This window comes from Bradyrhizobium sp. U531, from assembly GCF_051710265.1.
Taxonomy (GTDB): Bacteria; Pseudomonadota; Alphaproteobacteria; order Rhizobiales; family Xanthobacteraceae; genus Bradyrhizobium.
The window spans coordinates 225,501-247,119 of record NZ_JASVEN010000005.1; the positions used below are offsets into that span (position 1 = coordinate 225,501).

General features: G+C 64.8%; 26 protein-coding genes. 14 read left to right on the forward strand and 12 right to left on the reverse strand.

Going from position 1 to position 21,619, the window contains the following annotated elements:
* Positions 1–261: 261 nt before the first annotated feature.
* From QRQ56_RS23605 to QRQ56_RS23625, 5 genes are all read right to left on the reverse strand, one after another.
* The gene (locus tag QRQ56_RS23605) at positions 262–669 is read right to left on the reverse strand and encodes a hypothetical protein (protein ID WP_438743348.1); all 408 of its coding nucleotides are present in this window, start codon (positions 667–669) and stop codon (positions 262–264) included.
* A 60-nt stretch (positions 670–729) separates the two neighbouring features.
* Positions 730–897: a hypothetical protein gene (locus tag QRQ56_RS23610; protein WP_438743349.1), complete on the reverse strand. Its 168-nt coding sequence runs from the start codon at positions 895–897 to the stop codon at positions 730–732.
* Between the two features lie 121 nt (positions 898–1,018).
* The gene (locus tag QRQ56_RS23615; protein ID WP_438743350.1) at positions 1,019–1,354 is read right to left on the reverse strand and encodes a hypothetical protein; all 336 of its coding nucleotides are present in this window, start codon (positions 1,352–1,354) and stop codon (positions 1,019–1,021) included.
* A 112-nt stretch (positions 1,355–1,466) separates the two neighbouring features.
* Entirely contained in the window at positions 1,467–3,941 is a 2,475-nt protein-coding gene (locus QRQ56_RS23620) for a TonB-dependent receptor (protein ID WP_438743351.1), read from the reverse strand.
* Positions 3,942–4,104: 163 nt separating this feature from the next.
* On the reverse strand, positions 4,105–5,463 hold the full coding sequence (locus QRQ56_RS23625) for a histidine kinase (RefSeq protein ID WP_438743353.1): 1,359 nt from the start codon (positions 5,461–5,463) through the stop codon (positions 4,105–4,107).
* Between the two features lie 138 nt (positions 5,464–5,601).
* On the opposite strand from QRQ56_RS23625, the gene QRQ56_RS23630 reads away from it, so the two are divergent.
* A complete protein-coding gene (locus QRQ56_RS23630; RefSeq protein ID WP_018320706.1) occupies positions 5,602–6,222 on the forward strand; it encodes a response regulator in 621 nt (206 codons plus the stop codon).
* A 68-nt stretch (positions 6,223–6,290) separates the two neighbouring features.
* The gene (gene fghA / locus QRQ56_RS23635; protein WP_438743355.1) at positions 6,291–7,136 is read left to right on the forward strand and encodes an S-formylglutathione hydrolase; all 846 of its coding nucleotides are present in this window, start codon (positions 6,291–6,293) and stop codon (positions 7,134–7,136) included.
* Positions 7,137–7,348: 212 nt separating this feature from the next.
* On the opposite strand, the gene QRQ56_RS23640 is transcribed toward fghA, so the two are convergent.
* Positions 7,349–7,921, reverse strand: coding sequence for a DUF3280 domain-containing protein (locus QRQ56_RS23640; protein ID WP_438743356.1), 573 nt, complete (start codon positions 7,919–7,921; stop codon positions 7,349–7,351).
* A 59-nt stretch (positions 7,922–7,980) separates the two neighbouring features.
* Here QRQ56_RS23640 and QRQ56_RS23645 point away from each other — a divergent pair, with 59 nt between their 5' ends.
* The 6 genes from QRQ56_RS23645 (at position 7,981) to QRQ56_RS23670 (ending at position 12,819) form a co-directional block, all read left to right on the forward strand.
* Entirely contained in the window at positions 7,981–9,162 is a 1,182-nt protein-coding gene (locus tag QRQ56_RS23645) for an ABC transporter substrate-binding protein (protein ID WP_438743357.1), read from the forward strand.
* Between the two features lie 8 nt (positions 9,163–9,170).
* The gene (locus QRQ56_RS23650; RefSeq protein WP_438743358.1) at positions 9,171–10,139 is read left to right on the forward strand and encodes a YVTN family beta-propeller repeat protein; all 969 of its coding nucleotides are present in this window, start codon (positions 9,171–9,173) and stop codon (positions 10,137–10,139) included.
* Positions 10,136–10,942, forward strand: coding sequence for an ABC transporter ATP-binding protein (locus QRQ56_RS23655; protein ID WP_438743359.1), 807 nt, complete (start codon positions 10,136–10,138; stop codon positions 10,940–10,942). Before QRQ56_RS23650 ends, QRQ56_RS23655 begins: the two co-directional genes overlap by 4 nt.
* A complete protein-coding gene (locus tag QRQ56_RS23660; RefSeq protein WP_438743361.1) occupies positions 10,939–11,787 on the forward strand; it encodes an ABC transporter permease in 849 nt (282 codons plus the stop codon). Before QRQ56_RS23655 ends, QRQ56_RS23660 begins: the two co-directional genes overlap by 4 nt.
* Positions 11,784–12,392: a hypothetical protein gene (locus QRQ56_RS23665; RefSeq protein ID WP_438743363.1), complete on the forward strand. Its 609-nt coding sequence runs from the start codon at positions 11,784–11,786 to the stop codon at positions 12,390–12,392. The genes QRQ56_RS23660 and QRQ56_RS23665 overlap by 4 nt, the downstream gene beginning before the upstream one ends.
* Before the next feature lie 127 nt (positions 12,393–12,519).
* Entirely contained in the window at positions 12,520–12,819 is a 300-nt protein-coding gene (locus QRQ56_RS23670) for a copper-binding protein (protein WP_438743364.1), read from the forward strand.
* 222 nt (positions 12,820–13,041) lie between these two features.
* Here QRQ56_RS23670 and QRQ56_RS23675 read toward each other — a convergent pair whose 3' ends face one another.
* Together QRQ56_RS23675 and QRQ56_RS23680 are read right to left on the reverse strand one after the other, a co-directional pair.
* Positions 13,042–13,599: a PQQ-dependent catabolism-associated CXXCW motif protein gene (locus QRQ56_RS23675; RefSeq protein WP_438743365.1), complete on the reverse strand. Its 558-nt coding sequence runs from the start codon at positions 13,597–13,599 to the stop codon at positions 13,042–13,044.
* Positions 13,596–14,477, reverse strand: a complete 882-nt coding sequence (locus QRQ56_RS23680; RefSeq protein WP_438743366.1) for a substrate-binding domain-containing protein — start codon at positions 14,475–14,477, stop codon at positions 13,596–13,598. The genes QRQ56_RS23675 and QRQ56_RS23680 overlap by 4 nt, the downstream gene beginning before the upstream one ends.
* Before the next feature lie 171 nt (positions 14,478–14,648).
* Here QRQ56_RS23680 and QRQ56_RS23685 point away from each other — a divergent pair, with 171 nt between their 5' ends.
* Together QRQ56_RS23685 and QRQ56_RS23690 are read left to right on the forward strand one after the other, a co-directional pair.
* Entirely contained in the window at positions 14,649–15,575 is a 927-nt protein-coding gene (locus tag QRQ56_RS23685; protein WP_438743367.1) for a quinoprotein relay system zinc metallohydrolase 2, read from the forward strand.
* 83 nt (positions 15,576–15,658) lie between these two features.
* Positions 15,659–16,477, forward strand: a complete 819-nt coding sequence (locus tag QRQ56_RS23690; RefSeq protein WP_438743368.1) for a quinoprotein dehydrogenase-associated SoxYZ-like carrier — start codon at positions 15,659–15,661, stop codon at positions 16,475–16,477.
* Positions 16,478–16,675: 198 nt separating this feature from the next.
* On the opposite strand, the gene QRQ56_RS23695 is transcribed toward QRQ56_RS23690, so the two are convergent.
* Positions 16,676–17,035 (reverse strand): hypothetical protein, encoded by a 360-nt coding sequence (locus tag QRQ56_RS23695; protein WP_438743369.1) that lies wholly within the window; start codon positions 17,033–17,035, stop codon positions 16,676–16,678.
* A gap of 126 nt (positions 17,036–17,161) precedes the next feature.
* Here QRQ56_RS23695 and QRQ56_RS23700 point away from each other — a divergent pair, with 126 nt between their 5' ends.
* The 4 genes from QRQ56_RS23700 to QRQ56_RS23715 are packed head-to-tail and all read left to right on the forward strand — an operon-like array spanning position 17,162 to position 19,958.
* Entirely contained in the window at positions 17,162–18,121 is a 960-nt protein-coding gene (locus tag QRQ56_RS23700) for an ABC transporter substrate-binding protein (protein WP_438743370.1), read from the forward strand.
* Position 18,122: 1 nt separating this feature from the next.
* Positions 18,123–18,860 carry an ABC transporter permease gene (locus QRQ56_RS23705; protein WP_438743372.1) on the forward strand — a complete coding sequence of 246 codons (738 nt, stop codon included), beginning with the start codon at positions 18,123–18,125 and terminating at the stop codon, positions 18,858–18,860.
* Positions 18,850–19,560, forward strand: coding sequence for an ABC transporter ATP-binding protein (locus QRQ56_RS23710; RefSeq protein WP_438743373.1), 711 nt, complete (start codon positions 18,850–18,852; stop codon positions 19,558–19,560). The genes QRQ56_RS23705 and QRQ56_RS23710 overlap by 11 nt, the downstream gene beginning before the upstream one ends.
* Positions 19,561–19,604: 44 nt before the next feature.
* Positions 19,605–19,958 carry a hypothetical protein gene (locus tag QRQ56_RS23715; RefSeq protein WP_438743374.1) on the forward strand — a complete coding sequence of 118 codons (354 nt, stop codon included), beginning with the start codon at positions 19,605–19,607 and terminating at the stop codon, positions 19,956–19,958.
* Between the two features lie 9 nt (positions 19,959–19,967).
* On the opposite strand, the gene QRQ56_RS23720 is transcribed toward QRQ56_RS23715, so the two are convergent.
* From QRQ56_RS23720 to pqqA, 3 genes are all read right to left on the reverse strand, one after another.
* Positions 19,968–20,177 (reverse strand): hypothetical protein, encoded by a 210-nt coding sequence (locus QRQ56_RS23720; protein WP_194403575.1) that lies wholly within the window; start codon positions 20,175–20,177, stop codon positions 19,968–19,970.
* A gap of 134 nt (positions 20,178–20,311) precedes the next feature.
* Positions 20,312–21,151, reverse strand: a complete 840-nt coding sequence (locus tag QRQ56_RS23725) for a hypothetical protein (RefSeq protein WP_438743376.1) — start codon at positions 21,149–21,151, stop codon at positions 20,312–20,314.
* Between the two features lie 271 nt (positions 21,152–21,422).
* Positions 21,423–21,503 (reverse strand): pyrroloquinoline quinone precursor peptide PqqA, encoded by an 81-nt coding sequence (gene pqqA, locus QRQ56_RS23730; protein ID WP_035663753.1) that lies wholly within the window; start codon positions 21,501–21,503, stop codon positions 21,423–21,425.
* Between the last annotated feature and the right edge of the window lie 116 nt (positions 21,504–21,619).

The following is a 21,619-nucleotide window of genomic DNA, read 5'->3' on the forward strand; positions in this document are numbered from 1 at the left end:
CCGCTGCGAACGATCGCCTCGCCCGGAGAAATAATGCACGTCAGCGCGTCGGATCCGCTTCTCCGCACACAAGGACGTCATGATTTCGCCGGGCACAACACGCGCAGGGCAGCGAGCGCAACGCGCCCCCTGATGCAATCAGACGGCGGTCGCGGCCCGCAACAACGAACGCGACCGTGAAGCTGGAATTATTGGGTCGCGGGTTCGCCGCCGGCGAGATGCCGGTTCAACGCGATCGGACGGCTGGGGCCGTTGCCTCGTTCAGCGCGAGCGCCTGGGCAACTTTGGCAGCTTGTCGGGATTGAACGCCGGACGCGGCTCGGGGCGTTCGAGCACCGGCGACTGCTGCTCGGTGAGAATGAGCGTCCCCTGGAGCACCATTCCCGGCACCTGTTGTGCCGTCGCAACGTAGGTCGCGATCTTGCCGGGACAGTTTCCCTCGATGATCAAGGTGAGTTCGTCTTCCACACCGAACACCGTGACACGGCCATCGGTGTGACGCTTCGTCGACACGGTGGCGGTGAAGCGGTCTCCGTCGACCTGGCACGAGCCGTGATATGTCATCAGACTGTCGCGACCCCAGATCTGTCCGTCCGCGACGTGGACGATTCCGGTCCCCTGGTCGAGCGGCGTCTGGTACCACGCCGCGTATGTACCGTCCTTCAACATGGGAGCAGTCTCCCCTGGCATTCCCGCGCGATCATCCGCACGATTAGCGCTAACAAAGCGTTAATCGCGCGGCCCGTGCCAATGCGGACAGTCCTTGCGCAGCTCGGCTTCAAGCTCCTCGACGATGCTGTGAAGCAGACCTGCGGCGAGCGGATCCGTCACCTCCCGCTCCAAATGCCGATAACGCGCGAGCTGGCATTCCTGCTCTCTCAATTGGCGTTCTGTCATCAGATGAACCCTCCGACAAACTGACGCAGAGAACGCCGGGCAGTTTCGTTAAACTTTTCAGATCATTTGCGATGGTTGCTGATTGGTAAACCCGTGCGGCCGGCGAAGAGCGGCCTCTCCTTTAGGCAGACAGGCGCAGCCAGATATCCTCGCTTCCCAGCGTGCCATTCGGCGTGGCGATCTCCATGTCGACGACGTGCAGGGAGCCGGGCTCATCTCCGTAGATGTATTTGAGGTGCCACATGAGGCCGAGGTCGGGTGAAATGACAAAGTCGTCCAGCCCGTCGGTGATGGCCTTGATGGCATCGCGGTGCGACAGGGGCCCGGCAGACATCGCATCGATCAGGTTGGCGAGGCTCATGCCCTCGATGAGCATGAGGCGCGCGACCTCGTCACCATAATTATGTCTGAGCGCTGCAACGATAGCGGCGACGGCATCCGGATTTTTCAACGACACGGCAAAGCGAACCTCCGGCCGCATGATGCCGGAAGCGGGATATTCTACGCAAGCGATCCGGCGCGGTGTCGCGGAACTCTCCGCCCGGACGCCGGGAGCTGCGCCTCGGCAGCTAGAACGTCACCCGCATCCCCGCATAGAAGGCCCGGGGCCTCGCCGGGCTCAGCGAGCGAGGGTCGGTGAAGTCGTTGCCGCCATTGGTGAAGTTGGGCAAGGCGCCACGGTCGAAGAACTGGCCGTAGGTCACGTAGCGCTTGTCGAAGATGTTGTCGACCTTGCCATAGAGCTGGATGTTCTTCGCCACCTGGTAGGAGGTGTGGAGATTGAACACCGTGTAGGACGGCAGCTTCGCGAACTGGTTCGACTCATCCCCGACAACGTACTGGCTGGAGACGAACAGCGCGTTGCCACCGACCTTCCAGACGTCGGTCACCGCATAGTCGACGCCGACCTTGACCCGATGGCGGGGAATGGCGGGGAGCTGGTTGCCGGGCGAAACGTGGATGGTGTCGATCGCCGGATCGGCAAACGGGCTTTCCGAGCCGAGCTCGAGCGGGTCAAGATAGCGCGCGTCGACGAATGAGTAGCTCGCCTGGAACTGCAGCGTCGGCGATTTGATGTTGACCTCGGCCTCGAGGCCCTGCCGGCGCGTCCGGCCGACATTGGAGAAATAGCCGAAGCCGGTTCGGCCGACCACGGGCACCGCGACGATGTCGTCGTAATTGGTGGCGCGGAAGCCGCCGATCTTCCAGCCGAGGGTGCCGATGTTCAGCTCCTTGGTGCCGCGAAGACCGGCCTCGATCGTCTTGGACACCACCTGCTTCAAAGGAGGGTCCGCAACCAGGAACGCCGCGATGAGACAGGGCCGGGTCGGATCGGCGCAGCCGAGCTCGAGCGGCGTCGGCACGCGGTTCGCCTCCGAATAGCCGGCATAGGCGGTCAGCTCGGAAGTGATCTTGTAGGTGCCGCCGATCACCGGGTTGAAGCGGGTGAAGGTATGGTCGCCATTGAGGGCGGAGCCAAGCTGATCCTCGAGGCTGATGCGTGCCGCGTTGAAACGGCCGCCGCCGGTGATGGCGAAGGCATCCGTGACGTTGAACGTGTCCATCGCATAGAGGCCGTTATATTGGTTGACGGTCCTCAGCGAGACGGGGCCTGCAATGGGATCGGCCACGGGCGTCGCGCCGAGAAAGACGCCGCTGCCGCTGACGACGTAGTTTTCTCCCATCGAGCCGATCTCGGCGGTCGCATTGTAGCGCGTGACGCTGGCGTCATAGCTCGTGCCCATCACGAAGCGGTTTTCGTGGCCGAACAGCTGGTCGGTGTTGGTGGCCTGCCCCGACACGCCGAAGGTGGTCGAACGGATCGAGCCTCGGTCGATCTCGCCGAGGATGGTGCCCGGCGCAAAGGGATTGGCGAGCTGCACGCCGCCTGCGCCGTTGGCGGGCGTGGTGTCGTCGCCGAAGCACAGCAGTGCCGGATCGATGGCGCACTCCTGCGCGTCGGTCGGATTGCCGTCGACGATCTTCTGCTCGAACCTGCGCAAATGCGCAGTGCCTTCGAGCGTCCAGGTCGGCGTTGCATCGGCCTTTCCGGTCAGGTTGAGATAGCCGACGCGATTGGAGGTGGTCTGCGGCGTGGTGTAGGTCGCGCCCCAATATTTATCGAGCAGCTCGGCTGGAACGGTGGCACTGGCGCCGAAATCGTTCTTGGCGACGCCCATATTGGCGTGGAATTCGCTGTCGCCGGCCTTGTAGCCGATATCGCCGTAGAAGCGCCGCACGGTCGACTGCGAGAAGTTGCGGAAGCCGTTGTCGCGCAAACCTTCCAGCGCACCGTAGACGCCGAAATTCTTGTCGACGGTCTTGCCCCATTGCGCCGAGCCCTGGATGCGGCCGAACGAGCCACCCATGATGTCGATCTCGGCACCCTGATAGGTGAAGCCGTCCTTCATCTGCAGATTGAGCGCGCCGCCCAGCGCGTTGAGGCCGAAGGCGGGATTGTTGGTCACCAGCGTCACTGACCTGATCGCAGCGGTCGGGATCAGGTCCCAGTTAACGGCGTCCGAGAAGGCTTCGTTGATGCGAACGCCGTTCTGGTACACGGCAAGGCCCTGCGGCGTGCCCACCACGGGCGAGGCAACGAAGCCGCGGAATTCGATATCCGGCGTGAAGGGATTACCGGTGACCTCGCTGATGTTAACGCCGGGAATGTTGTCGCGCAGCGCGTCGGTGATGCTGAGCGAGCCGGTGCGTTTGATCTGGCTTGGATCGACGGCATTGATCGCCGACGGGACCTTGTCGACGTCGAGACCCCGGCCGGTGCCTGGCGAGGTCGGGTAGACGTAAATGCGCGTCCTAGGAGCCGCGGATTCCGACGCTCCTATCCGCGCAACCGGCCGGGTCGGCGCGACACGCCTCGCCACCGACGGCGGCGGCGCGGCCACTTCCACCGCCGGCAGATTCTGGACGTTGGTCTCCTCCTCCGGCGCCGCGGCGGCGGGATTCGCGAAAACCATCCCCGAGAGCAGCCCGGTCGACACCGAGGCCATCAGCAAACGACGCCTGAACGAAAGAACCTTGCCCATCCCCGCCTTCCCATCCGTCACCGCCGGCTGTTTTGATTTTCGCCGATTGGTTGAGGCTAGTGTATTCGGCCGCAATTGGTGCGCCAGCCACAAAAGGTCGGGCCTTATCCGCGCCCGTTTTCCCGACCAAATCGGGAATTTTTCCCGACCCCTTCGGGCACGATCAGGCAGCCGCGGTTGGAACCAGCGCTTCCACGGTCAAGCCACCGGCGCCGGAGACGACGTTGAGCGTGCCTCCCAGCGCCAGAATCCGCTCCCGCATGCCGACGAGGCCGAAGCCGAGCTTCTGGTCCGGCTCCATGCCGCGGCCATTGTCGCTGACCCGCACCCGGGCGCAGACGCGGCCATCGTGAGCCATCTGCTCCGCGGGCTCGATCACGACATTGACCGAGGTCGCGCCGGCATGGCGGAACACGTTGGTGAGCGCCTCCTGCACGATGCGATAGATGGTGAGGTCGGCGGTCTCGCCCGTCGCGCCCAGCGCGGGCGAGATCGACGTCTCGATCGCGACGTCGGGATGGGATTCCCGCCACAGCCGCGACAGCGATTCCAGAGCCTGGCGCAGGCCGAGCTCGGCAAGGCCGACCGGGCGCAGGCGCTCCAGCACGCGGCGATTGAACTGCTGCAGCGCGTTGATCTGCTCCAGCATGGCGCTGCCATGTTTGCGCACGGCCTCCGCGCTGGGAACGCGTCCGTCCGCCTGCTTTGCCAGTGCGGTAGCGTGCGCGCGCAGCGAGAACAGATACGGCCCGAACTCGTCATGAAGCTCGCGCGCGATCTCCTTGCGCTCGACGTCCTGGAGCGACACCGCGCGTTCGGCAAGCTTCCGCTTGTCCTCGACCGCCTCGCCCAGGGTGACCGCAAGATGGTTGAGCCTGGTGCAGATCGCCGCGAGCTCGGGCGCGCCGCCCGGTGCGACGCGGGCGTCGTAATGTCCGCCCTCGAGCTTCCCCATGGCCTCCGCGAGCGATTGGAGCGGGGCCAGCGCCCGGCCGACCACATTCATCATCAGGAAGAACAGCGCCAGCGCGATCACCGAGCCGACCTCGAGCTGGGTCACGATGCCGTCCCATATCTCGGCGATCTCGTCATCCGGATGCGAGGTGATCAGGAGCGAGCCGGGCTTGCCGTGGATCGACACCGGCACGCTCACCGCGGTCTGCTCGGGGTGGACCAGGCTGACGAACCAGGCCGGCGGGCCGCGCGTGTCGGACTCAAGGTCAAGCCGGCGCGGCGTCTGCGGATTGCCGCCCGCATCGCGGAGCGTGATGCTGACATGGCGCAGACGGCTGAGGTCGCGCGCGATCTGGTTCAATTTGGCATCCGGATCGGGCGCCTCGTTGAGATCGGCCACGATCATCTCGATGAATTCGCGCGCGAGACGGATCACGCTCTGGTCCTCGGCCTGCACGCGGGGCCCCGCCTCCGCGACCTGGCGGCCGATATTGACGGCGAGCCCCAGCGCCAGCAGGAGCGCCAGCAACAGGTTGATGCGCCCGCGCAAGGATAGATTTTGCCACATGGGTGTCGCTCGTGCCTCGCGAAGCCTTCCGCCACTGCCCGATGACGTTGACAGGGACGAAGCGGCGGATATCTAATCGGAAGCGTACAGCAATCCCGGCCGGGCGCGAAACAGGCCGGCGCTGTCAAGGAAACGCCTATGCGCATTCTCATCGTCGACGATCATCCCATTGTTGCCTCCGGCTGCCGCGCCGTGCTGGCCGACGAGGGCGAGATCGAGATTTTGGAGGCCGCCGACGCCGAGGACGGCGAGTGCGTCTTCATCGTCGAGCGTCCGGACCTCTGCATCATCGACATCAATCTGCCGACGGTCTCCGGCTTCGAGCTCGCGCGCCGCATCCTGGAGCGCGCGCCCGAGGCCCGCATCATCATGTTCAGCATGAACGACGATCCGGCCTTCGCCGCGCGCGCGATCGAATGCGGCGCCAAGGGCTACGTCTCCAAGACCGGCGACCCCGACGACCTCGTCGAGGCGATCCGCGCCGTGGGCGGCGGCGGCACGTATCTGCCGAGCGCGATCGCGCGCAGCATCGCTTTTGCGGGGCCGACGCTGGCGCAAAGCCCGCTGTCCAAGCTGAACGCGCGCGAGATGGAGATCCTGCGGCTGCTGAGCGCGGGAAAAAGCCTGTCCGAGATCGCCTGGCTGGTGCAATCGTCGTACAAGACGGTCGCCAACACCTCGTCCATCATGCGGCAGAAGCTCGGCGTGAAGACCTCGGTCGAGCTGGTGCGGCTGGCGATCGACAGCGGCGTCGCCTGACGAGGCCACAAATTTCGGTCACATAAGCGTTGCAATCTTGATGTGGTGAGATGCCACGGAGTGAAGGCATGACGATTCAGACTGTCTCGACCAACAAATCCTACGGCGGCGTGCAGGGTGTCTATCGCCATGCCAGCCAGGCGACGGGAACCGACATGGTGTTCTCGGTCTATGTCCCCCCGCATGCCGAGGGCGCCAAGCTGCCGGTGGTCTGGTATCTCTCCGGCCTCACCTGCACGCATGCCAACGTCACCGAGAAGGGCGAATTCCGAAAGGCCTGCGCCGAGCTCGGCCTGATCTTCGTCGCGCCCGACACCTCCCCGCGCGGACCAGACGTGCCGGGTGATGCCAACAACGCCTATGATTTCGGCCTCGGGGCCGGCTTCTATGTCGACGCCACGCAAGAGCCGTTCGCACGCAATTATCGCATGTGGAGCTATGTCACCGACGAATTGCCCAAGCTGGTGGCGGGAAATTTTCCCGTCGATGCCAAGCGGCAATCGATCATGGGCCATTCGATGGGCGGCCATGGCGCACTGACGGTGGCGCTGCGCAACCCGCACCGCTTCCGCGCGGCAAGCGCGTTCGCGCCGATCGTGGCGCCCTCGCTGGTGCCCTGGGGCACCAAGGCGCTGACCGGCTATCTCGGACCGAACAAGGACGCCTGGCGCAGCCACGACACGGTGGCGCTGATCGAGGACGGGGCCAAGTTTTCCGGCTTCCTGGTTGATGTCGGCGAGGCCGACAATTTCCTCAAAGAACAGCTCAAGCCCGAACTGCTCGAAGCCGCCTGCGGCAAGGCGGGCATCCCGCTGACCCTGCGGCGTCAGCCGGGCTACGACCACAGCTACTACTTCATCTCAACCTTCATGGGCGATCATCTGCACTGGCATGCGGAGAAGCTGAAGGGGTGAGTGCTGTGCGCGCCAAGCGCACGCTGCTTCTTCCCTTCTCCCCTTGTGGGAGAAGGTGGCGCGAAGCGCCGGATGAGGGGTTCGCTCGGCGATTTCGGTGAGAGTTGGACTCGCGGAGAGATACCCCTCACCCGTCTCGCCGCTATCGCGGCGAGCCACCCTCTCCCACAAGGGGCGAGGGTGCACCGCCGTAGCGGCGAGCTATTCCCGCCCTACTCCCGCTTGCCGTAATTCGGCGCCAGCAGCCTGTTGCGGATCAGATAGCTCATCGTGCGCGTCCAGGCTTCATCGGTATTGCCGCGCATGTCGGCGCTGGCCGCTGCGATCATGGCGCCCGTCTTCACGTCGCGCAGGTAGATGTTGAGGTTGATGATCAGGTTCGAGACCTTCTGCACCATGCCGGTGATCTCGAGCTCGGCACCGAGCTGTTCGGCGAGCTTGAGGTCGCAGCCGCCGCAGGCCTGCAGATTGGCGTGGCGGGCCGCGTCCCTGACAGGCGCGATATCGAGCACCTGGAACCTGCCGGAGTCAGCCAGTTCCTTGCGCAGCTGATCGCTGACGAGCACGAGCCGCGCCTCCTCCGGCCTGGAGCCGTAGAACTCGCCCGGCAGGCTGGTGTCGATCAGCTCGAAATCGAACACGGCCAGCTTCGGCGGATCGGCGCGCGCGATCGAGCCCGTCAACAGCAAAGCCGCAAAACATATCAGCGCTCGCATGATCGTGATTCCAGTCCTCATGCGCGCGGGGACGAAATGCGGGGTTGCATGCCCTGACAAATTGGTCATGCTTTAGCAGAGACAATTCTCTACCGGCGGTCAAGCGGGGGAGAGTGCCTGGAGGAAACATGATCCGATGGTTGGTCGGTCTGATCGGCTTTGGTCTTGCTGCGACGAGTGCGCTCGCGGCGGAGCCTGCCCTGATCGGTGTCGGCTATCTCGGCGTCACCGGCACCCGATCGACGCTGTCGCTGGTCGACCTCCCTGCGGAGAATGACGGCCTCGCCGGCGCGCGCCTCGCGATCGAGGACAATAACACCACCGGTAAATTCCTCGGCCAGCGCTTCGAGCTGGAGGAGCGTCGCATCAAGGAAGGCGAAGACCCGGTGCAGGCCGCAACCGCGCTCGCGGACAAGAACAGCTTCATCATCACCGATCTGCCGGCCGATGCGCTGCTGAAGGTCGCGGACGCCCTGCGCGACCGCGGCACGCTGCTGTTCAATGCTGGCGCGATCGACGAGCGGCTGCGCGAGGCCGATTGCCGCGCCAACGTCATCCACACCGCGCCGACGCGCGCGATGCTGGCCGATGCGCTCGGCCAGTATCTGGTCTGGAAGAAGTGGTCGCGCTGGCTGCTCGTCGTCGGCTCGCATGACGAGGACAAGCTGTTCGCGGACGCGCTCCGGCGCACCGCGACGCGGTTCGGCGCCAAGATCGTCCAGGAGAAGACCTTCGAGGACAAGGGCGGCGCGCGGCGCACCGATAGTGGCGTGACGCTGATCCAGCGCCAGATGCCGGTGTTCACGCAAGGCGCGCCCGCCTATGACGTGCTGGTTGCCGCCGACGAGAGCGAGGTGTTCGGCGCCTATTTGCCCTACCGCACCTGGGACGCCCGCCCCGTCGCGGGCTCGGCCGGCCTCGTGCCGCGCAGCTGGGACGCGGCGCAGGACCAGTGGGGCGCGATCCAGATGCAGAACCGCTTCATGAAGCTGAATTCGCGGCGCATGACCGCGCTCGACATGCAGGCCTGGACCGCCGCCCGCATGATCGGCGAAGCGACCTCGCGCACCAATTCCGGCGACGTCAAGAAGGTGACGGACTTCATCAAGGGCCCGGACTTTTCGGTCGCCGCCTTCAAGGGCACGCGGCTCACCTTGCGCGACTGGAATCTCCAGCTGCGCCAGCCGATCCTGCTGGTCGACGGCCGCATGGTGGTGTCGGTGTCGCCGCAGGAGGGATTTCTGCATCAGGTCTCCGAGCTCGACACGCTCGGCTATGATCGTCCGGAGAGCAAATGCAAGCTGAAGTGAGGACGCAAATGTTGCGGATGTGGCGTGTGGGGCTTCTGTCCGGCCTGGCGCTGGCGGCGGCGCCCGCGCATGCCTTCATCGCCTATGTCTCGAACGAGAAGAGCAACACGGTCTCGGTGATCGATACCGACAGCTGGACCGTGACCAAGACCATCAAGGTCGGCCAGCGCCCGCGCGGCATCGACTTCACGCGCGACGGCAAGTTCGTGATGGTCGCAGTCGGCGACGACGATACCATCCAGATGATCGACGCCAAGACGCAAGGCGTGGTGGACAGCCTGCCTTCGGGCCCCGATCCCGAGCTGTTCGCCCAAGATGCGGCGGGAAAAATTCTCTATGTCGCCAACGAGAACGACAATACGGTCACCGTGATCGACCTGGAAAAACGCTCCCGTCTCGGCGACATCCAGGTCGGCGTCGAGCCCGAGGGCATGACCATCAGCCCCGACGGCAAGACCCTGATCAACACGTCGGAAACGACCAACATGGCGCATTTCATCGACACCGCCTCGCGCCAGATTGTGGCCAACGTGCTGGTCGATGCGCGGCCGCGCTTTGCCGAATTCAAGCATGACGCGTCCGAAGTGTGGATCTCCTCCGAGATCGGCGGCACCGTCTCCATCGTCGATCCCGGAAAGCACGAGGTGATCGGCAAGGTCACCTTCGAGATTCCGGGCCTGCGGAAAGAGGCGATCCAGCCGGTCGGCATCGGCATGACCAAGGACGACAAGACCGCCTTCGTCGCGCTCGGCCCCGCCAACCGCATCGCCGTGGTCGACGTTGCCTCGCGCAAGGTGACGAAATACCTGCTGGTCGGGCAGCGGGTCTGGCACATGGCGTTCACGCCCGACGAAAAATATCTGCTCACCACCAATGGCGTGTCGAACGACGTCTCGGTCATCGACGTCGCCGCGCAGAAGGTGATCAAGACCATTCAGGTCGGCGAATTGCCCTGGGGCATCGCGATCGCGCCATGACCAGCCCCGCTCCAATTCCCGAGGCACAGGCGGCGTCGCAGCCGGAAGCGGCAGCGGTGCCGGCGCTATCGATCGACGGCGTCAGCCATGCCTACGGGCAGCGGCGGGCGCTGATCGACGTCGCCTTCGACGTGCGGCCGGCCAGCTTCACGGCGCTGCTCGGCCTCAACGGCGCCGGCAAGAGCACATTGTTCTCGCTCATCACGCGCCTGTTTGGCATCCAGACCGGCCGTGTCTCGATCTTCGGCAACGACATCAGCAAGAGCCCCGGCGAGGCGCTGCGGCTGCTTGGGGTCGTGTTCCAGCCGCGCACGCTCGATCTCGATTTGTCGCTGACGCAGAACCTGCTCTATCACGCCGCGCTCCACGGCATCAGCCGCCGCGAGGCCGCCGCACGCAGCGCCGAGCTGCTCGGCCGCATCGGGCTTCCCGACCGCGCCGGCAGCAAGGTGCGCGACCTCTCCGGCGGACAGATGCGGCGGCTGGAGATCGCGCGCGCACTATTACACCGGCCCCGGCTGCTGCTGCTCGACGAGCCGACCGTCGGCCTCGACGTCAAGGCGCGTGCCGACATCATCAGCCAGGTCCGCCAGCTCGTCACCGAGCAAGGCATCGGCGTGCTCTGGGCCACGCATCTGTTCGACGAGATCATGCCGAGCGACGATCTCGTGGTGCTGCACCAGGGCAAGGTGCTGGCGAAGGGGCCGATGGGCCGCGTCGTCACCGAGGCCGGCGCGCAGGACGTCAACACCGCCTTCATGCGCCTGACCGGCGCGCAGACCATGCCGGGAGCCGGCGCATGAGCAGCGTCACCACGCGCGACGCCCCGCGCGGCTTCTCGTTTGCCGAGTACATGACCTGCCTCACCGGCATCGTCTGGCGCGAAGGGCTGCGCTTCCTGCATCAGCGCGAGCGCTTCGTCTCGGCGCTGGTGCGGCCGCTGGTGTGGCTGTTCATCTTCGCCGCCGGCTTCCGCCAGGTGCTCGGCATCTCCATCATCCCGCCCTACGAGACCTACATCCTCTACGAGGTCTATATCGCGCCCGGGCTGATGGCGATGATCCAGCTCTTCAACGGCATGCAATCCTCGCTCTCGATGGTCTACGACCGCGAGATGGGCAACATGCGCACGCTGCTGGTCAGTCCGCTGCCACGCGGCTTTCTCCTGTTCTGCAAGCTGCTGGCGGGCACCGCAGTGTCGCTGCTCCAAGTCTACGCGTTCCTCGCGATCGCCTGGTTCTGGGACATTACCCCGCCATCCCAGGGCTATCTCACCGTGCTGCCGGCCTTGATCCTGTCCGGGCTGATGCTGGGCTCGCTCGGCATGCTGATCTCCTCCGGCATCAAGCAGCTCGAAAACTTCGCGGGCGTGATGAATTTCGTCATCTTCCCGATGTTCTTCGCCTCCTCGGCGCTGTATCCGCTCTGGCGCGTGCAGGAGGGCAGCCCCTATCTCTACTATCTCTGCGAGGCCAATCCATTCACCCATGCGGTCGAGCTGATCCGTTTTGCGTTCTACGGGCAGATCAACTGGATCTCGCTCGCCGTGGTCGCTGCCTGCACAATCGTCTTCATGGTCGGCGCGATTCTCGCCTATGATCCCTCGCGCGGGCTGGCGCGACGGGGGCCTGCAGGAGGCGAAGGATGAAGATTCTGGCGATGGCCGTTCTGGCGCTGACGCTGTCGGGCACGGCGGCGCGCGCGGCCGATCCGCGCTACCCCAACTGGCCCTGCACGCAGGCCAAGGTCCCGGAGATCTCGCTCGCGGCCGTCTGGGCCGGTCCTGCGCTCGACGACGCCGAGACCAAATGGAAGAACGACGCGAAGGTCACCGCGCTGGTGGCAAAGCTGTCTGCGCGCAAGACATCGATCGAGGACGCCGAGAAGTCGGTGAAGGACTTTCTGGCCGCCTCCTCCGCCGACAAGTCGGCGAATGCCAAGCTGCTGTTCGCCGGCCTGTTCGACACGCTCAACGCCCAACGCTCCCAGGTCATGAGCGGGCTGGAGCGCGTCAGCCGCAAGCAGCGCGAGGCCGCCGACAAAATTCGCGAGGAAACCATTCAGCTCCAGACGCTGCAGGGCGCCACCCCGCGTGACGAGGCCAAGGTCGAGGCGCTCGGCAATGATCTGATCTGGAAAACCCGCATTTTCGAAGATCGCAACAAAGTGGTGCGGTTCGTCTGCGAGGTTCCCACCACCATCGATCAGCGCCTGTTCGCACTCGGCCGCGTGATCCAGCAGGAAATGGAATAAACCCAGCTTCCCTGCCGGCAAAGTTCCCGCGAGATCGATACCGTTAACCTTTGCCGCGCTATCGGCCGGAACCAAATCGATCTAGGATGGCTTGTCGAAGTGAACTCCAAGACGTCGGGAGGCCTCGATGGGAACCACCAGATTCATCTTTGCAGGCGCTGCGGCCCTCAGCCTGCTCGCGACCAGTGCTCTTGCTGACGACATGACCGGGACCGTGATGCGGATCGACCGGCTCAACGGCACGATCTCGATCCAGCAGACCCAGAAGGGCACCGTCGGCGGCAGTGCCGGCGGCGCCGGCGCTCTCCAGGAGTACAAGACCAAGGACGCCGCGATGCTGGACGCCGTCCATGCCGGCGACAGGGTGAACTATTCTGCCACCGAGACGAACGGCACCGGCACGCTGACGAAGCTGCAGAAGCAATAGGGCTGCATCGCCTTGGTCCTCCTTGCGGGGAGATGTCTCTCGCCGCGGGCGCATTAAGTGGACGTGTGCGAGACTGCGCCCCACACCGTCATTGCGAGCGCAGCGAAGCAATCCAGAATCTTTCCGCGGAGGGACTCTGGATTGCTTCGCTGCGCTCGCAATGACGCGGAGAGAGTGTGCCGCTTGCTGGCGCCGTTTCTGCGCAGCGATCAAGAGACGCCGCTATTGCTCCGGCCTCACCTCCGGCTGCGACTCCTCGGTCGGCAGCTTGGCGCGCTCCCAGCCGTCGGTGCCGTCGGGGTACCAGGCGACGTTGGAGTAGCCGTAACTGAGCGCGCGCTTGGCGGCGTTCCAGGACATCCAGCAGTCGGCGAGGCAATAGATCACCAGCAGCGCGGCCTTGTCGCCGCCCGAGACACGGGCGAGCCCGCGCTGGAAATACTCCTCCATGGCCGGCGGCAGAGTGGCGTAGCCGGTATCCGGCAGCCAGACGCTGCCGGGAATATTGCTGCGCGGCGCATCGCGCCACACCGTGCCGGCGGGCAGGTTCTTCGGCTTCGGCGGGCGCGGCAGCACGTCGATGAACGCGCCACTCTTCGCGCGCCAGATCGCTTCGGCCTCCGGCGTGGTGAGCACGCGCGCACCGGCGAGCGTCGCCGGCACCGGCGCGCGGTAATTGTCGGCGCGATAGCCCTCGGGCTCGAACGGCTCCTGCTGCTGCGCGAACGACGGCACCGCTAACACGGCAGCGACGAGCGCAGCGGCAAGGCGCCGCATCATGGCGTCTTCTTGGCCGTCTCCGCGCCGAGCGGATTGTCGCTCTCGTCGAGCAGCGGGACGCCGAAGTCGACCAGGATCTTGTTGATTTCGGCCTGGTTCTCCTGGATCAGCTTGTTGAGCTGGCGCTTCCAGTTCTGGTCGGCGGGACGCACGCCCATGCCGATGCGATAGACCAGCTTCGGCCCCGTGGTTTCCTTCACCAGCGGGGTGACATGAAGCGAGCCGACCTTCTTCGCATAATAGCCAGCCATGGGTCCCCACAGCACGCCCGCGTCGATCTTGCCGGCAGCGAGGTCGTCGATCATGGCCTGCGCCGAATTGTCATAGCGCGTGTCGATCATCAGCGGATAGGGCTTTGCATTCCCCATCAGCCCGGCAAGGGCCATGTTGGTTGCCGGAGGCGTTCCCGCGACGATGCCGACATGCTTGTCCTTCAGCTTCGGGTCTTCGAGCGTATCGACCTCCTCCAGCCCGCTGCCTGCCTTGGCGACCAGCGCATAGGTCGTGCGGTAATAGGGATTGGTGCCCTGCACGACGTCATCGCCTTGCGGAAAGCCCATGATGACATCGCAGCGATGCGCCCCCAGCGTCATGCGCACGAAGCCGGTGGCTTGCGGAAAGAAGACGTAGTCGAGCTTCTTCTTGAGCTTGTCGGCAAAGAGCTCCGCCAGCTTGTTCTCGAACCCCTCGCCCTTCTCGTTCGAGAACGGCAGATTGCGGGGGTCGGCGCAAACGCGCAGCACGTTCGGATCGACCAGCTCGAATGAGAGATCGCCACTGTCCTTGGTCTGCGCCACCGCGATGTCGCCGAACGCGCAAGGCGCGACCAGGACCCACAGGGAAAACAACCAGCGACGATGTCGCCCGACCTCCATCATCGCGCTTCCTCCTCATTTTGTTTGAATGCTATCCATGCAACGCATGACGCGCCATATCTTGAACGCGTAATGTCTTGCTTGGCTGGTATTGCAGGCATTGTCTTGCCCGACTTTGGCTGCTTCGGTTTGTTGCAGTGCAATGCAGCCAATCCTTTGAACTGAGGCGGAAAAGTGTCTCGCATCGCTCGAGTGATCGCAGCCTTGTCCCTGCTGGGGACCGCAACGCTAGCACGGGCCGGGACGGCCGAATTGCCTGTGAGCGAAGTCGCAACCGGTATCTTCGTGCACTCCGGGACCATTGCGCTGATGACCCGCCAAAACGAGGGCGACATCGCCAATGTCGGATTCATCGTGGGCGACGAGGCGGTGGCCGTCATCGACACCGGCGGCAGCCTGCGCGAAGGCGAGGCGCTGCTGGCCGCGGTGCGGGCCCGCACGCCCAAGCCGATCCGCTATGTCATCAATACCCACGGCCATCCTGACCATGTCTTCGGCAATGCGGCCTTCGCGACCGGAGGCACAGTTTTCGTCGGCCACAGCAAGCTGCCGCAGGCGCTCGCGACGCGTGGCCCCTACTATCTCGACAATTTCCGTCGCATCATGGGCAGCGAGTTGATCGATCCCGTGAAGATCATTCCGCCGACCCTCCTGGTTTCCGACACGATGACGCTCGATCTCGGGTCCCGTCGCCTCACCTTGCGGGCATGGCGGACCGGGCACAGCGATAGCGATGTCACCGTGTTCGACGAGACGACCGGGACGCTGTTTGCGGGCGATCTCGTGTTTCTCCGCCACATTCCGGTCATGGACGGCAGCATCCGCGGCTGGCTCGACACGTTGAAGGAATTGCAGGCCATCCCGGCGCAACGCGTCGTTCCCGGTCACGGCCCCGTGAGCGACTGGCCCGCCGCGCTGGCCGACGAGCGGCGTTACCTGTCAACGCTGCTGTCCGACGTGCGCGCCCTGAACAAGAAGGGCGAGCCGCTCCGGACTGCCGCCGACAAGGCGGCGGCCGAGGAACAGTCGCGCTGGGAGCTGTTCGGCGATTACAATGCCCGGAACGCAACTGCAGCATTCTCGGAAATTGAATGGGAGTAGCGGACGCGCTACGATAGGGCGTGAGATCAGCTTCGCTGACTCCGAGGACGAGATCAGCTTCGCTGACTCCGAGGATCATGACCATGACCCGATGGACACGCCGCCTGCCTGTGATCGCCGCGCTGCTGGGCCTCGCCTTCGCTGCGCCGGTGCAGGCTGAAGAGTCCTACGATCCCTGGCCGGGCCTGGTGCAGGATATCTTCAACAACCGCCCCATGAACGACGGCAGCGCCGTCATCGGCATCGAGATGCCGTATCGGGCAGAGGACGCAGCGATCGTGCCGGTGACCTTGCGAAGCAAGCTGTCGCCCGCAGACAGCCGCCGTATCCGTTCGATCACGCTTGTGATCGACCGTAACCCGGCGCCGATGGCAGCGAAATTCGAGCTCGGCGCGGATGCCAACGTCACCGAGATCTCGACGCGCGTCCGCGTCAACAATTACACCGATGTCCATGCGGTGGCCGAGCTCAGCGACGGGCAGCTCTATGTATCGAAGGTCTATGTAAAGGCTTCCGGCGGCTGCTCGGCGCCGGCGGGCAAGAATGCCGAAGAGGCGCAAAACCGGCTTGGCCAGATGCGCTATCGGCAGTTCGCGCGCGAGGAGGCGCCGGCGAGCCGTATCCGTGAAGCCCAGATCATGATCGGCCACCCCAACAATTCCGGCCTGCAGATGGACCAGGTCACGCAGCTCTATATTCCGGCGTTCTTCGTCAACCAGCTCAAGCTGACGCAGGACGACAGCCCGGTGCTGTCGATGGAAGGCGGCATCTCGATCTCGGAAGATCCCAATCTCCGCTTCACCTACGTGTCCAGCGGCGCCAGGCGCTTTCGCGCGGAGGCCAAGGATACGGAGGGACACGTCTTCCGCAACGAGTGGGACGTCGAGAAGCCGGGGACGTAGTTAGCGCCGCTTACGCTGACTTCCCCTCTCCCCTTGTGGGAGAGGGTGGCTCGCCGCATAGCGGCGAGACGGGTGAGGGGTTGTCTCCGCGCGCACCTCTCTCACGCTAGAATACGCCGATAGAACCCCTCATCCGGCGCTTCGCGCCACCTTCTCCCACAAGGGGAGAAGGAAGATGGCACCGCCTACGCCGCTACATCAAAAACACCTCACCTCGGCTTCCGCCTGTGCGCGCCGCAGATCATTCACCGCGGTGTTGGCCTGCTCCGACGTGCGGAACTGGACGCCGAGATTGCCGCGGACCTGGGACATGCTGAGCGCGGTCTCCGCGGTAACATAGCGCTCATAGGGGACGATCGAGGCCACCACGTCGATCGAGCAGGAGCATTGTTCGATCGACTGCCGACTCTCGCCATTGGCCTTCATGCAGCCATAGACATATTCGGCGCGCGCGGAGGTGGGATAATCGTTGGCCTCTTCGGCCCGCGCCACGCATGCGGTCGCCGCCAGCACCGTCAATGCGGCGACAATCGGTCGTAGCTGTCTGGCCAGTTTCATGCGCTTCCTCCCGCGGGTTGCGAGCAAAGCTATGCTATGCGTATTGTCCTGAAAAGCACTCTGTCAGAGGAAACGGCTCACAAGGCGATGAGAGCACTCGGTGTGATAAGGGCATTTGGGCGGACGATGGCGCTCGCGACGACGCTGGCGCTGACACTGGCTGCGCCAGGCCGGGCTGCGGATACGATCCGCCTGGCGGTGCAGAAAACCGGAACATTCTCCTGGGAGCTGGCCGCGATCCGCGCGAGCGGTCTCGACAAGGAGGCCGGCCTCACGCTGGAGGTCAGCGAGCTCGCGAGCACCGAGGCCGGCAAGATCGCGATGCGCGCAGGCAGCGCGGACATGATCCTGTCGGACTGGCTGTGGGTGTCGCGCGAGCGGGCGCTCGGCGCCAAGCTCACCTTCTATCCCTATTCCAGCGCGCTCGGCGCGGTGATGGTGCCCGCCGCCTCCCCGATCAAGACACTGGCCGATCTCAAAGGCCGCAAGCTTGCCGTCGCCGGCGGGGCGATCGACAAGAGCTGGCTGCTGCTCCAGGCCCGCATGAAGCAGGACGGCATCGACCTGAAATCGGAGGCGACCATCGTCTATGGCGCGCCGCCCCTGATCGCCGCCAAGTCGCTCGACGGCGAGATGGATGCGAGCCTGAATTTCTGGAATTTCTGCGCCCAGCTCGAAGCCAAGGGTTTTCGGCGCCTTGCCGGCATCGAAGAGATCCTGCCGAATCTCGGCGCCAAGGGCGCCGTCTCCGCGGTCGGCTACGTCTTCGACGAAAGCTGGGCAGCCGCCCACAGGGACGCCGTGGCACGCTTCATCGCGATGACCCGCAAGGCCAAGCAATTGCTGATCAGCTCCGATGCGGCCTGGGACCAGATCGCGCCGCTGACGGGCACGAGCGACGCGACACTGCTCAAGACCTATCGCGAGCGCTATCGCGACGGCATTCCGCGCCGGAGCATCGCCGACGAGGAACAGGACGCGCGCGTGCTGTATCGCGTGCTTGCCGAGACCGGCGGCCGCGACCTCGTCGGGCCCGCGGCCGAGCTCGATCCCGGCACGTTCTATCACGCAGTCCCCGGAGACTGAGGTGCTGCGTCTTCTCTCGTTCGCCCTGTTCCTCATGATCTGGTGGATTGCCGCGCTGTTCGTCGGCGGTGCGAAGCTGCCCTCCCCGCCGGCCGTGCTCGAAGTGATGATCGCGGAAGCCTCATCCGGCGCCCTGTTCCTGCATCTGGGTGCGACGCTGGCGCGCGTGATCCTCGCCTTCGTGCTCGCGATGTCGCTCGGCAGCGCCATCGGCTATCTGATGGGACGGGTCAGGCTCGCAGACAAGCTCGGCGATCCCTGGCTGATCCTGCTGCTCAATCTGCCGGCGCTGGTCGTGATCGTGCTGGCCTATATCTGGGCCGGACTCACCGAGGCCGCCGCGATCGCGGCGATCGCCATCAACAAGCTGCCGACCGCCGTCGTCACCCTGCGCGAAGGCACCCGCGCGCTCGACCGCTCGCTCGACGAGATGGCGCGCGTGTTCGCGATGCCGCGCTGGCGCGCGTTCCGCCATGTCGTGCTGCCGCAGCTCGCACCCTATATCGCCGCCGCCGCGCGCTCCGGATTGTCGCTGGTGTGGAAGATTGTGCTGGTCGCCGAGCTGCTCGGACGTCCGAACGGGGTCGGCTTCGAGATCGGCGTCGCCTTTCAGCTGTTCGACACGCCGCGGCTGCTAGCCTATTCGCTGACCTTCGCCGCCGTCGTGCTCGTCATCGAAACCTTGCTGGTGCAGCCGTTCGAAGCCCGCGCAACACGGTGGCGGCCCCGTGCGGCTTGAAGTCGACATCACAGGCAAGACGTTCACGAATGCCGCGGGCGGAACGCACGAGGTTCTCGCGCCACTGAAATTCGCGCTTCAACCCGGCGAGGTCGGCGTGCTGATCGGCCCGTCCGGCTGCGGCAAGAGCACGATGCTGCGTATCATACTCGGTCTCGACGGCGATTTCAGGGGTCATGTCACCCGTCCGCCGCAGGCGCGGATCGGCATGGTGTTTCAGGAGCCGCGGCTGCTGCCGTGGCGTTCGGTCGAACAGAACATTCGGCTGGCGGCACCCGACGTGAGCGAAGCGAAACTGTCGGAGCTGTTCAGGATTCTGGAGCTGGATGCGCATCGCAATCACTTTCCAGGCGAGTTATCGCTCGGCCTTGCCAGGCGCGTCGCGCTTGCCCGCGCCTTCGCGGTCGAGCCCGATCTCCTCGTGCTCGACGAACCGCTCGCCTCGCTCGACGACGCGCTCGCCGGCCGCTTGCGCGACGAGATCGCGACGCTGGTGGCCGGCCGTCCGGTGATGACGCTGCTCGTCACCCACAGTCTCGACGACGCGATCCGGCTCGGTGACCGGCTGTTCTTCCTGTCGCCGCGCCCCGCGCGTATCGTTCAGGAGGTACCGATCACCATTCCGCGCGGGATGCGCAGCGACGCCGATCTCGGCAGGATCAGGGCCGAGCTCGCGGCGTCGCCGCTTGAATCGAAATGAAAGTTCGTAGCCAACTGGATCAATTTGTCGAAGGAGATTCACCAATGCGGCGTACCCTGATTGCGATCGGCATCCTCCTGGCCGCTGCGCCGGGCGCAGCGCTCGCGCAGGCCAAAGGCAAGGGCATCCGGCTCTGGAACCTGACGACGGAGACGATCTCAGGCTTCCAGCTCGCACCGGCCGGCAAGACCGACTGGGGCCCGAACCAGTGCCTGAACGACAAGGACAAGGAGGTCGACCACGACGAGCGGCTGCGCATCACCGGCGTCGAGCCCGGCCGCTACGATGCCAAGGTCGGCTATCCCAACGGACGCCAATGCGTCGTTCGCGACATCGAGATCAAGGCCGATGCGGTGTTCTCGATCGCCGACAAGGATCTGAAGGACTGCACCAAGTAGCGAGGCGCGTCACGCCTTGTCGTTGGGGTGCGGATATTCGCAGCGCCACCTCACGGCCTGCCATTTCGGATGCTCGCCGACCCATTGCGCGATATAGGGCGGCGCGGCCATCGCGCATTGCCGCGGCGACCCGCCATAGTTGAACATCAGATGCTGCTCTTCGCAGGTCGCGGGCGAGAGCACCGCACACACGGTCACCACAAGGTCAATCGGGTTCATGCCGGGTTCCTCTCACGGGGACGATTGAGATTAGCATGAAAAAATACGAGGCAAGGAGGGGGAAGTTTCAAACGGGCGTGAGGGGGGCGCCTCTTTCCCCTCTCCCCGCAAGCGGGGAGAGGGGAAGGGCAAACCTAGAAATTCACCCCGAACACCATCCGGGCCTGGTGGCGCTCGAAATTGACCAGGTCGAGATTGCCGCCTGATCCGGCCGATCGTCCCCAGGCCTGCATGCTCCAGCTCAAGGTCAGCCGGGAGCGCTCGGACAGCTGAAAATAGGCGGTCGGGCCGACGAACAGGGCCTGACCTGCAAACTCCCCGAGGCCGATGCCTTCATATTGCCGGAAGTAACGCAGCTCGCCGCCGAGCAGCATGTTGGGCCGCATCCGCACCAGGCCCGCGAACGCCGCGCCGATCGTCGAGCTCTTCTCCGACAGTCCCCTCACCTCGAAGCGCGCCCATTCCGGCTGATAGATCAAATTGAGGGCGCCGATGGCGAAGTTCGGAATGAGCTCGCGGTCGAAGGCCAGGGTGAAATCGGTGCCGTACATGCGCCCTTTCGCGCCGGTGGTCTCGTCGATGCGGTCACCATGGAGCTCGGCGGCGATGGTGAGGCCGAACGGCGCGCGCTCGCGGTCGAGCAGGCGGTAACGCAGGTCGAGCGAGGCGCCCTGGAAGTTGAACTGGCGGCGGTCGTCGATATCGGGGACGCCGGTGATGTCGTGCAGGCTGGCGGTGCCGCCGACCTCGATGCGGAAATTGGGCAGCGGCACGATCTCGATCTCGAACTCCTTCTCCAGGGCGCGATAGGTTCCGCCACCCTTGCCGAAGCGGCCGGTCGTCTGGCTCTGGAATTCGCGCTCGCCGGGATTGCCGACATCGGTGCCGATCATGAAGCCGAAGATATGCTCGGTGTCGAAGCCCTCCTCGGCACCGGCGCATGCCGGCGTCAGCGCGACCGCACAGGCAACCATCACCCGAAATCGCCAAGCTCCGCCGCGCATCCCGCACCCCAAACGCGCGCGCCGCATCAAGCGGCAGCAGCGCTGACCGAGCGTCAGCGTAACACACTGCCGCAGATCAAAGTCGAGATTCTGATTGGGGAAGGAGTGCGGCCTTCGCAGCGGCATCGCATCAATGACAAAGCGCGAAGCAGCGGGGGAAGCGCAAGTGGGGGAAGGGAAAGTCCGACACTGCCACGGCTTCGACGGCGTTCGCCATCGAAGCCGTAGCAGGTCGTTCGTCTTACTTGCGCGAAGCGCAGGCGTACATGTTGATTTCCATGCCGACCGACACTTCCACGATCTTCGGAGCTTTCCAAGCCATTCGGGTCTCCCAAGGTATTGAGCGCGACATCGCGCGGCGCAAAACCTAGGGCTGCGTCAAGTGCAGTTCAAGCCTCGATTCGACGCGTGAGCGCGTCTGTGTCGATTCTTCGCGAC

Bases quoted from the DNA above. Each gene is read 5' to 3' on its own strand.
- QRQ56_RS23605 (WP_438743348.1), bottom strand. From the start codon at position 669: ATGTTGAAGGACGGTACATACGCGGCGTGGTACCAGACGCCGCTCGAC.
- QRQ56_RS23610 (WP_438743349.1), bottom strand. From the start codon at position 897: ATGACAGAACGCCAATTGAGAGAGCAGGAATGCCAGCTCGCGCGTTAT.
- QRQ56_RS23620 (WP_438743351.1), bottom strand. From the start codon at position 3,941: ATGGGCAAGGTTCTTTCGTTCAGGCGTCGTTTGCTGATGGCCTCGGTG.
- QRQ56_RS23625 (WP_438743353.1), bottom strand. From the start codon at position 5,463: ATGTGGCAAAATCTATCCTTGCGCGGGCGCATCAACCTGTTGCTGGCG.
- QRQ56_RS23630 (WP_018320706.1), top strand. From the start codon at position 5,602: ATGCGCATTCTCATCGTCGACGATCATCCCATTGTTGCCTCCGGCTGC.
- fghA (WP_438743355.1), top strand. From the start codon at position 6,291: ATGACGATTCAGACTGTCTCGACCAACAAATCCTACGGCGGCGTGCAG.
- QRQ56_RS23640 (WP_438743356.1), bottom strand. From the start codon at position 7,921: ATGACCAATTTGTCAGGGCATGCAACCCCGCATTTCGTCCCCGCGCGC.
- QRQ56_RS23645 (WP_438743357.1), top strand. From the start codon at position 7,981: ATGATCCGATGGTTGGTCGGTCTGATCGGCTTTGGTCTTGCTGCGACG.
- QRQ56_RS23650 (WP_438743358.1), top strand. From the start codon at position 9,171: ATGTTGCGGATGTGGCGTGTGGGGCTTCTGTCCGGCCTGGCGCTGGCG.
- QRQ56_RS23655 (WP_438743359.1), top strand. From the start codon at position 10,136: ATGACCAGCCCCGCTCCAATTCCCGAGGCACAGGCGGCGTCGCAGCCG.
- QRQ56_RS23660 (WP_438743361.1), top strand. From the start codon at position 10,939: ATGAGCAGCGTCACCACGCGCGACGCCCCGCGCGGCTTCTCGTTTGCC.
- QRQ56_RS23665 (WP_438743363.1), top strand. From the start codon at position 11,784: ATGAAGATTCTGGCGATGGCCGTTCTGGCGCTGACGCTGTCGGGCACG.
- QRQ56_RS23670 (WP_438743364.1), top strand. From the start codon at position 12,520: ATGGGAACCACCAGATTCATCTTTGCAGGCGCTGCGGCCCTCAGCCTG.
- QRQ56_RS23675 (WP_438743365.1), bottom strand. From the start codon at position 13,599: ATGATGCGGCGCCTTGCCGCTGCGCTCGTCGCTGCCGTGTTAGCGGTG.
- QRQ56_RS23680 (WP_438743366.1), bottom strand. From the start codon at position 14,477: ATGATGGAGGTCGGGCGACATCGTCGCTGGTTGTTTTCCCTGTGGGTC.
- QRQ56_RS23690 (WP_438743368.1), top strand. From the start codon at position 15,659: ATGACCCGATGGACACGCCGCCTGCCTGTGATCGCCGCGCTGCTGGGC.
- QRQ56_RS23695 (WP_438743369.1), bottom strand. From the start codon at position 17,035: ATGAAACTGGCCAGACAGCTACGACCGATTGTCGCCGCATTGACGGTG.
- QRQ56_RS23700 (WP_438743370.1), top strand. From the start codon at position 17,162: ATGGCGCTCGCGACGACGCTGGCGCTGACACTGGCTGCGCCAGGCCGG.
- QRQ56_RS23715 (WP_438743374.1), top strand. From the start codon at position 19,605: ATGCGGCGTACCCTGATTGCGATCGGCATCCTCCTGGCCGCTGCGCCG.
- QRQ56_RS23720 (WP_194403575.1), bottom strand. From the start codon at position 20,177: ATGAACCCGATTGACCTTGTGGTGACCGTGTGTGCGGTGCTCTCGCCC.
- QRQ56_RS23725 (WP_438743376.1), bottom strand. From the start codon at position 21,151: ATGGTTGCCTGTGCGGTCGCGCTGACGCCGGCATGCGCCGGTGCCGAG.
- pqqA (WP_035663753.1), bottom strand. From the start codon at position 21,503: ATGGCTTGGAAAGCTCCGAAGATCGTGGAAGTGTCGGTCGGCATGGAA.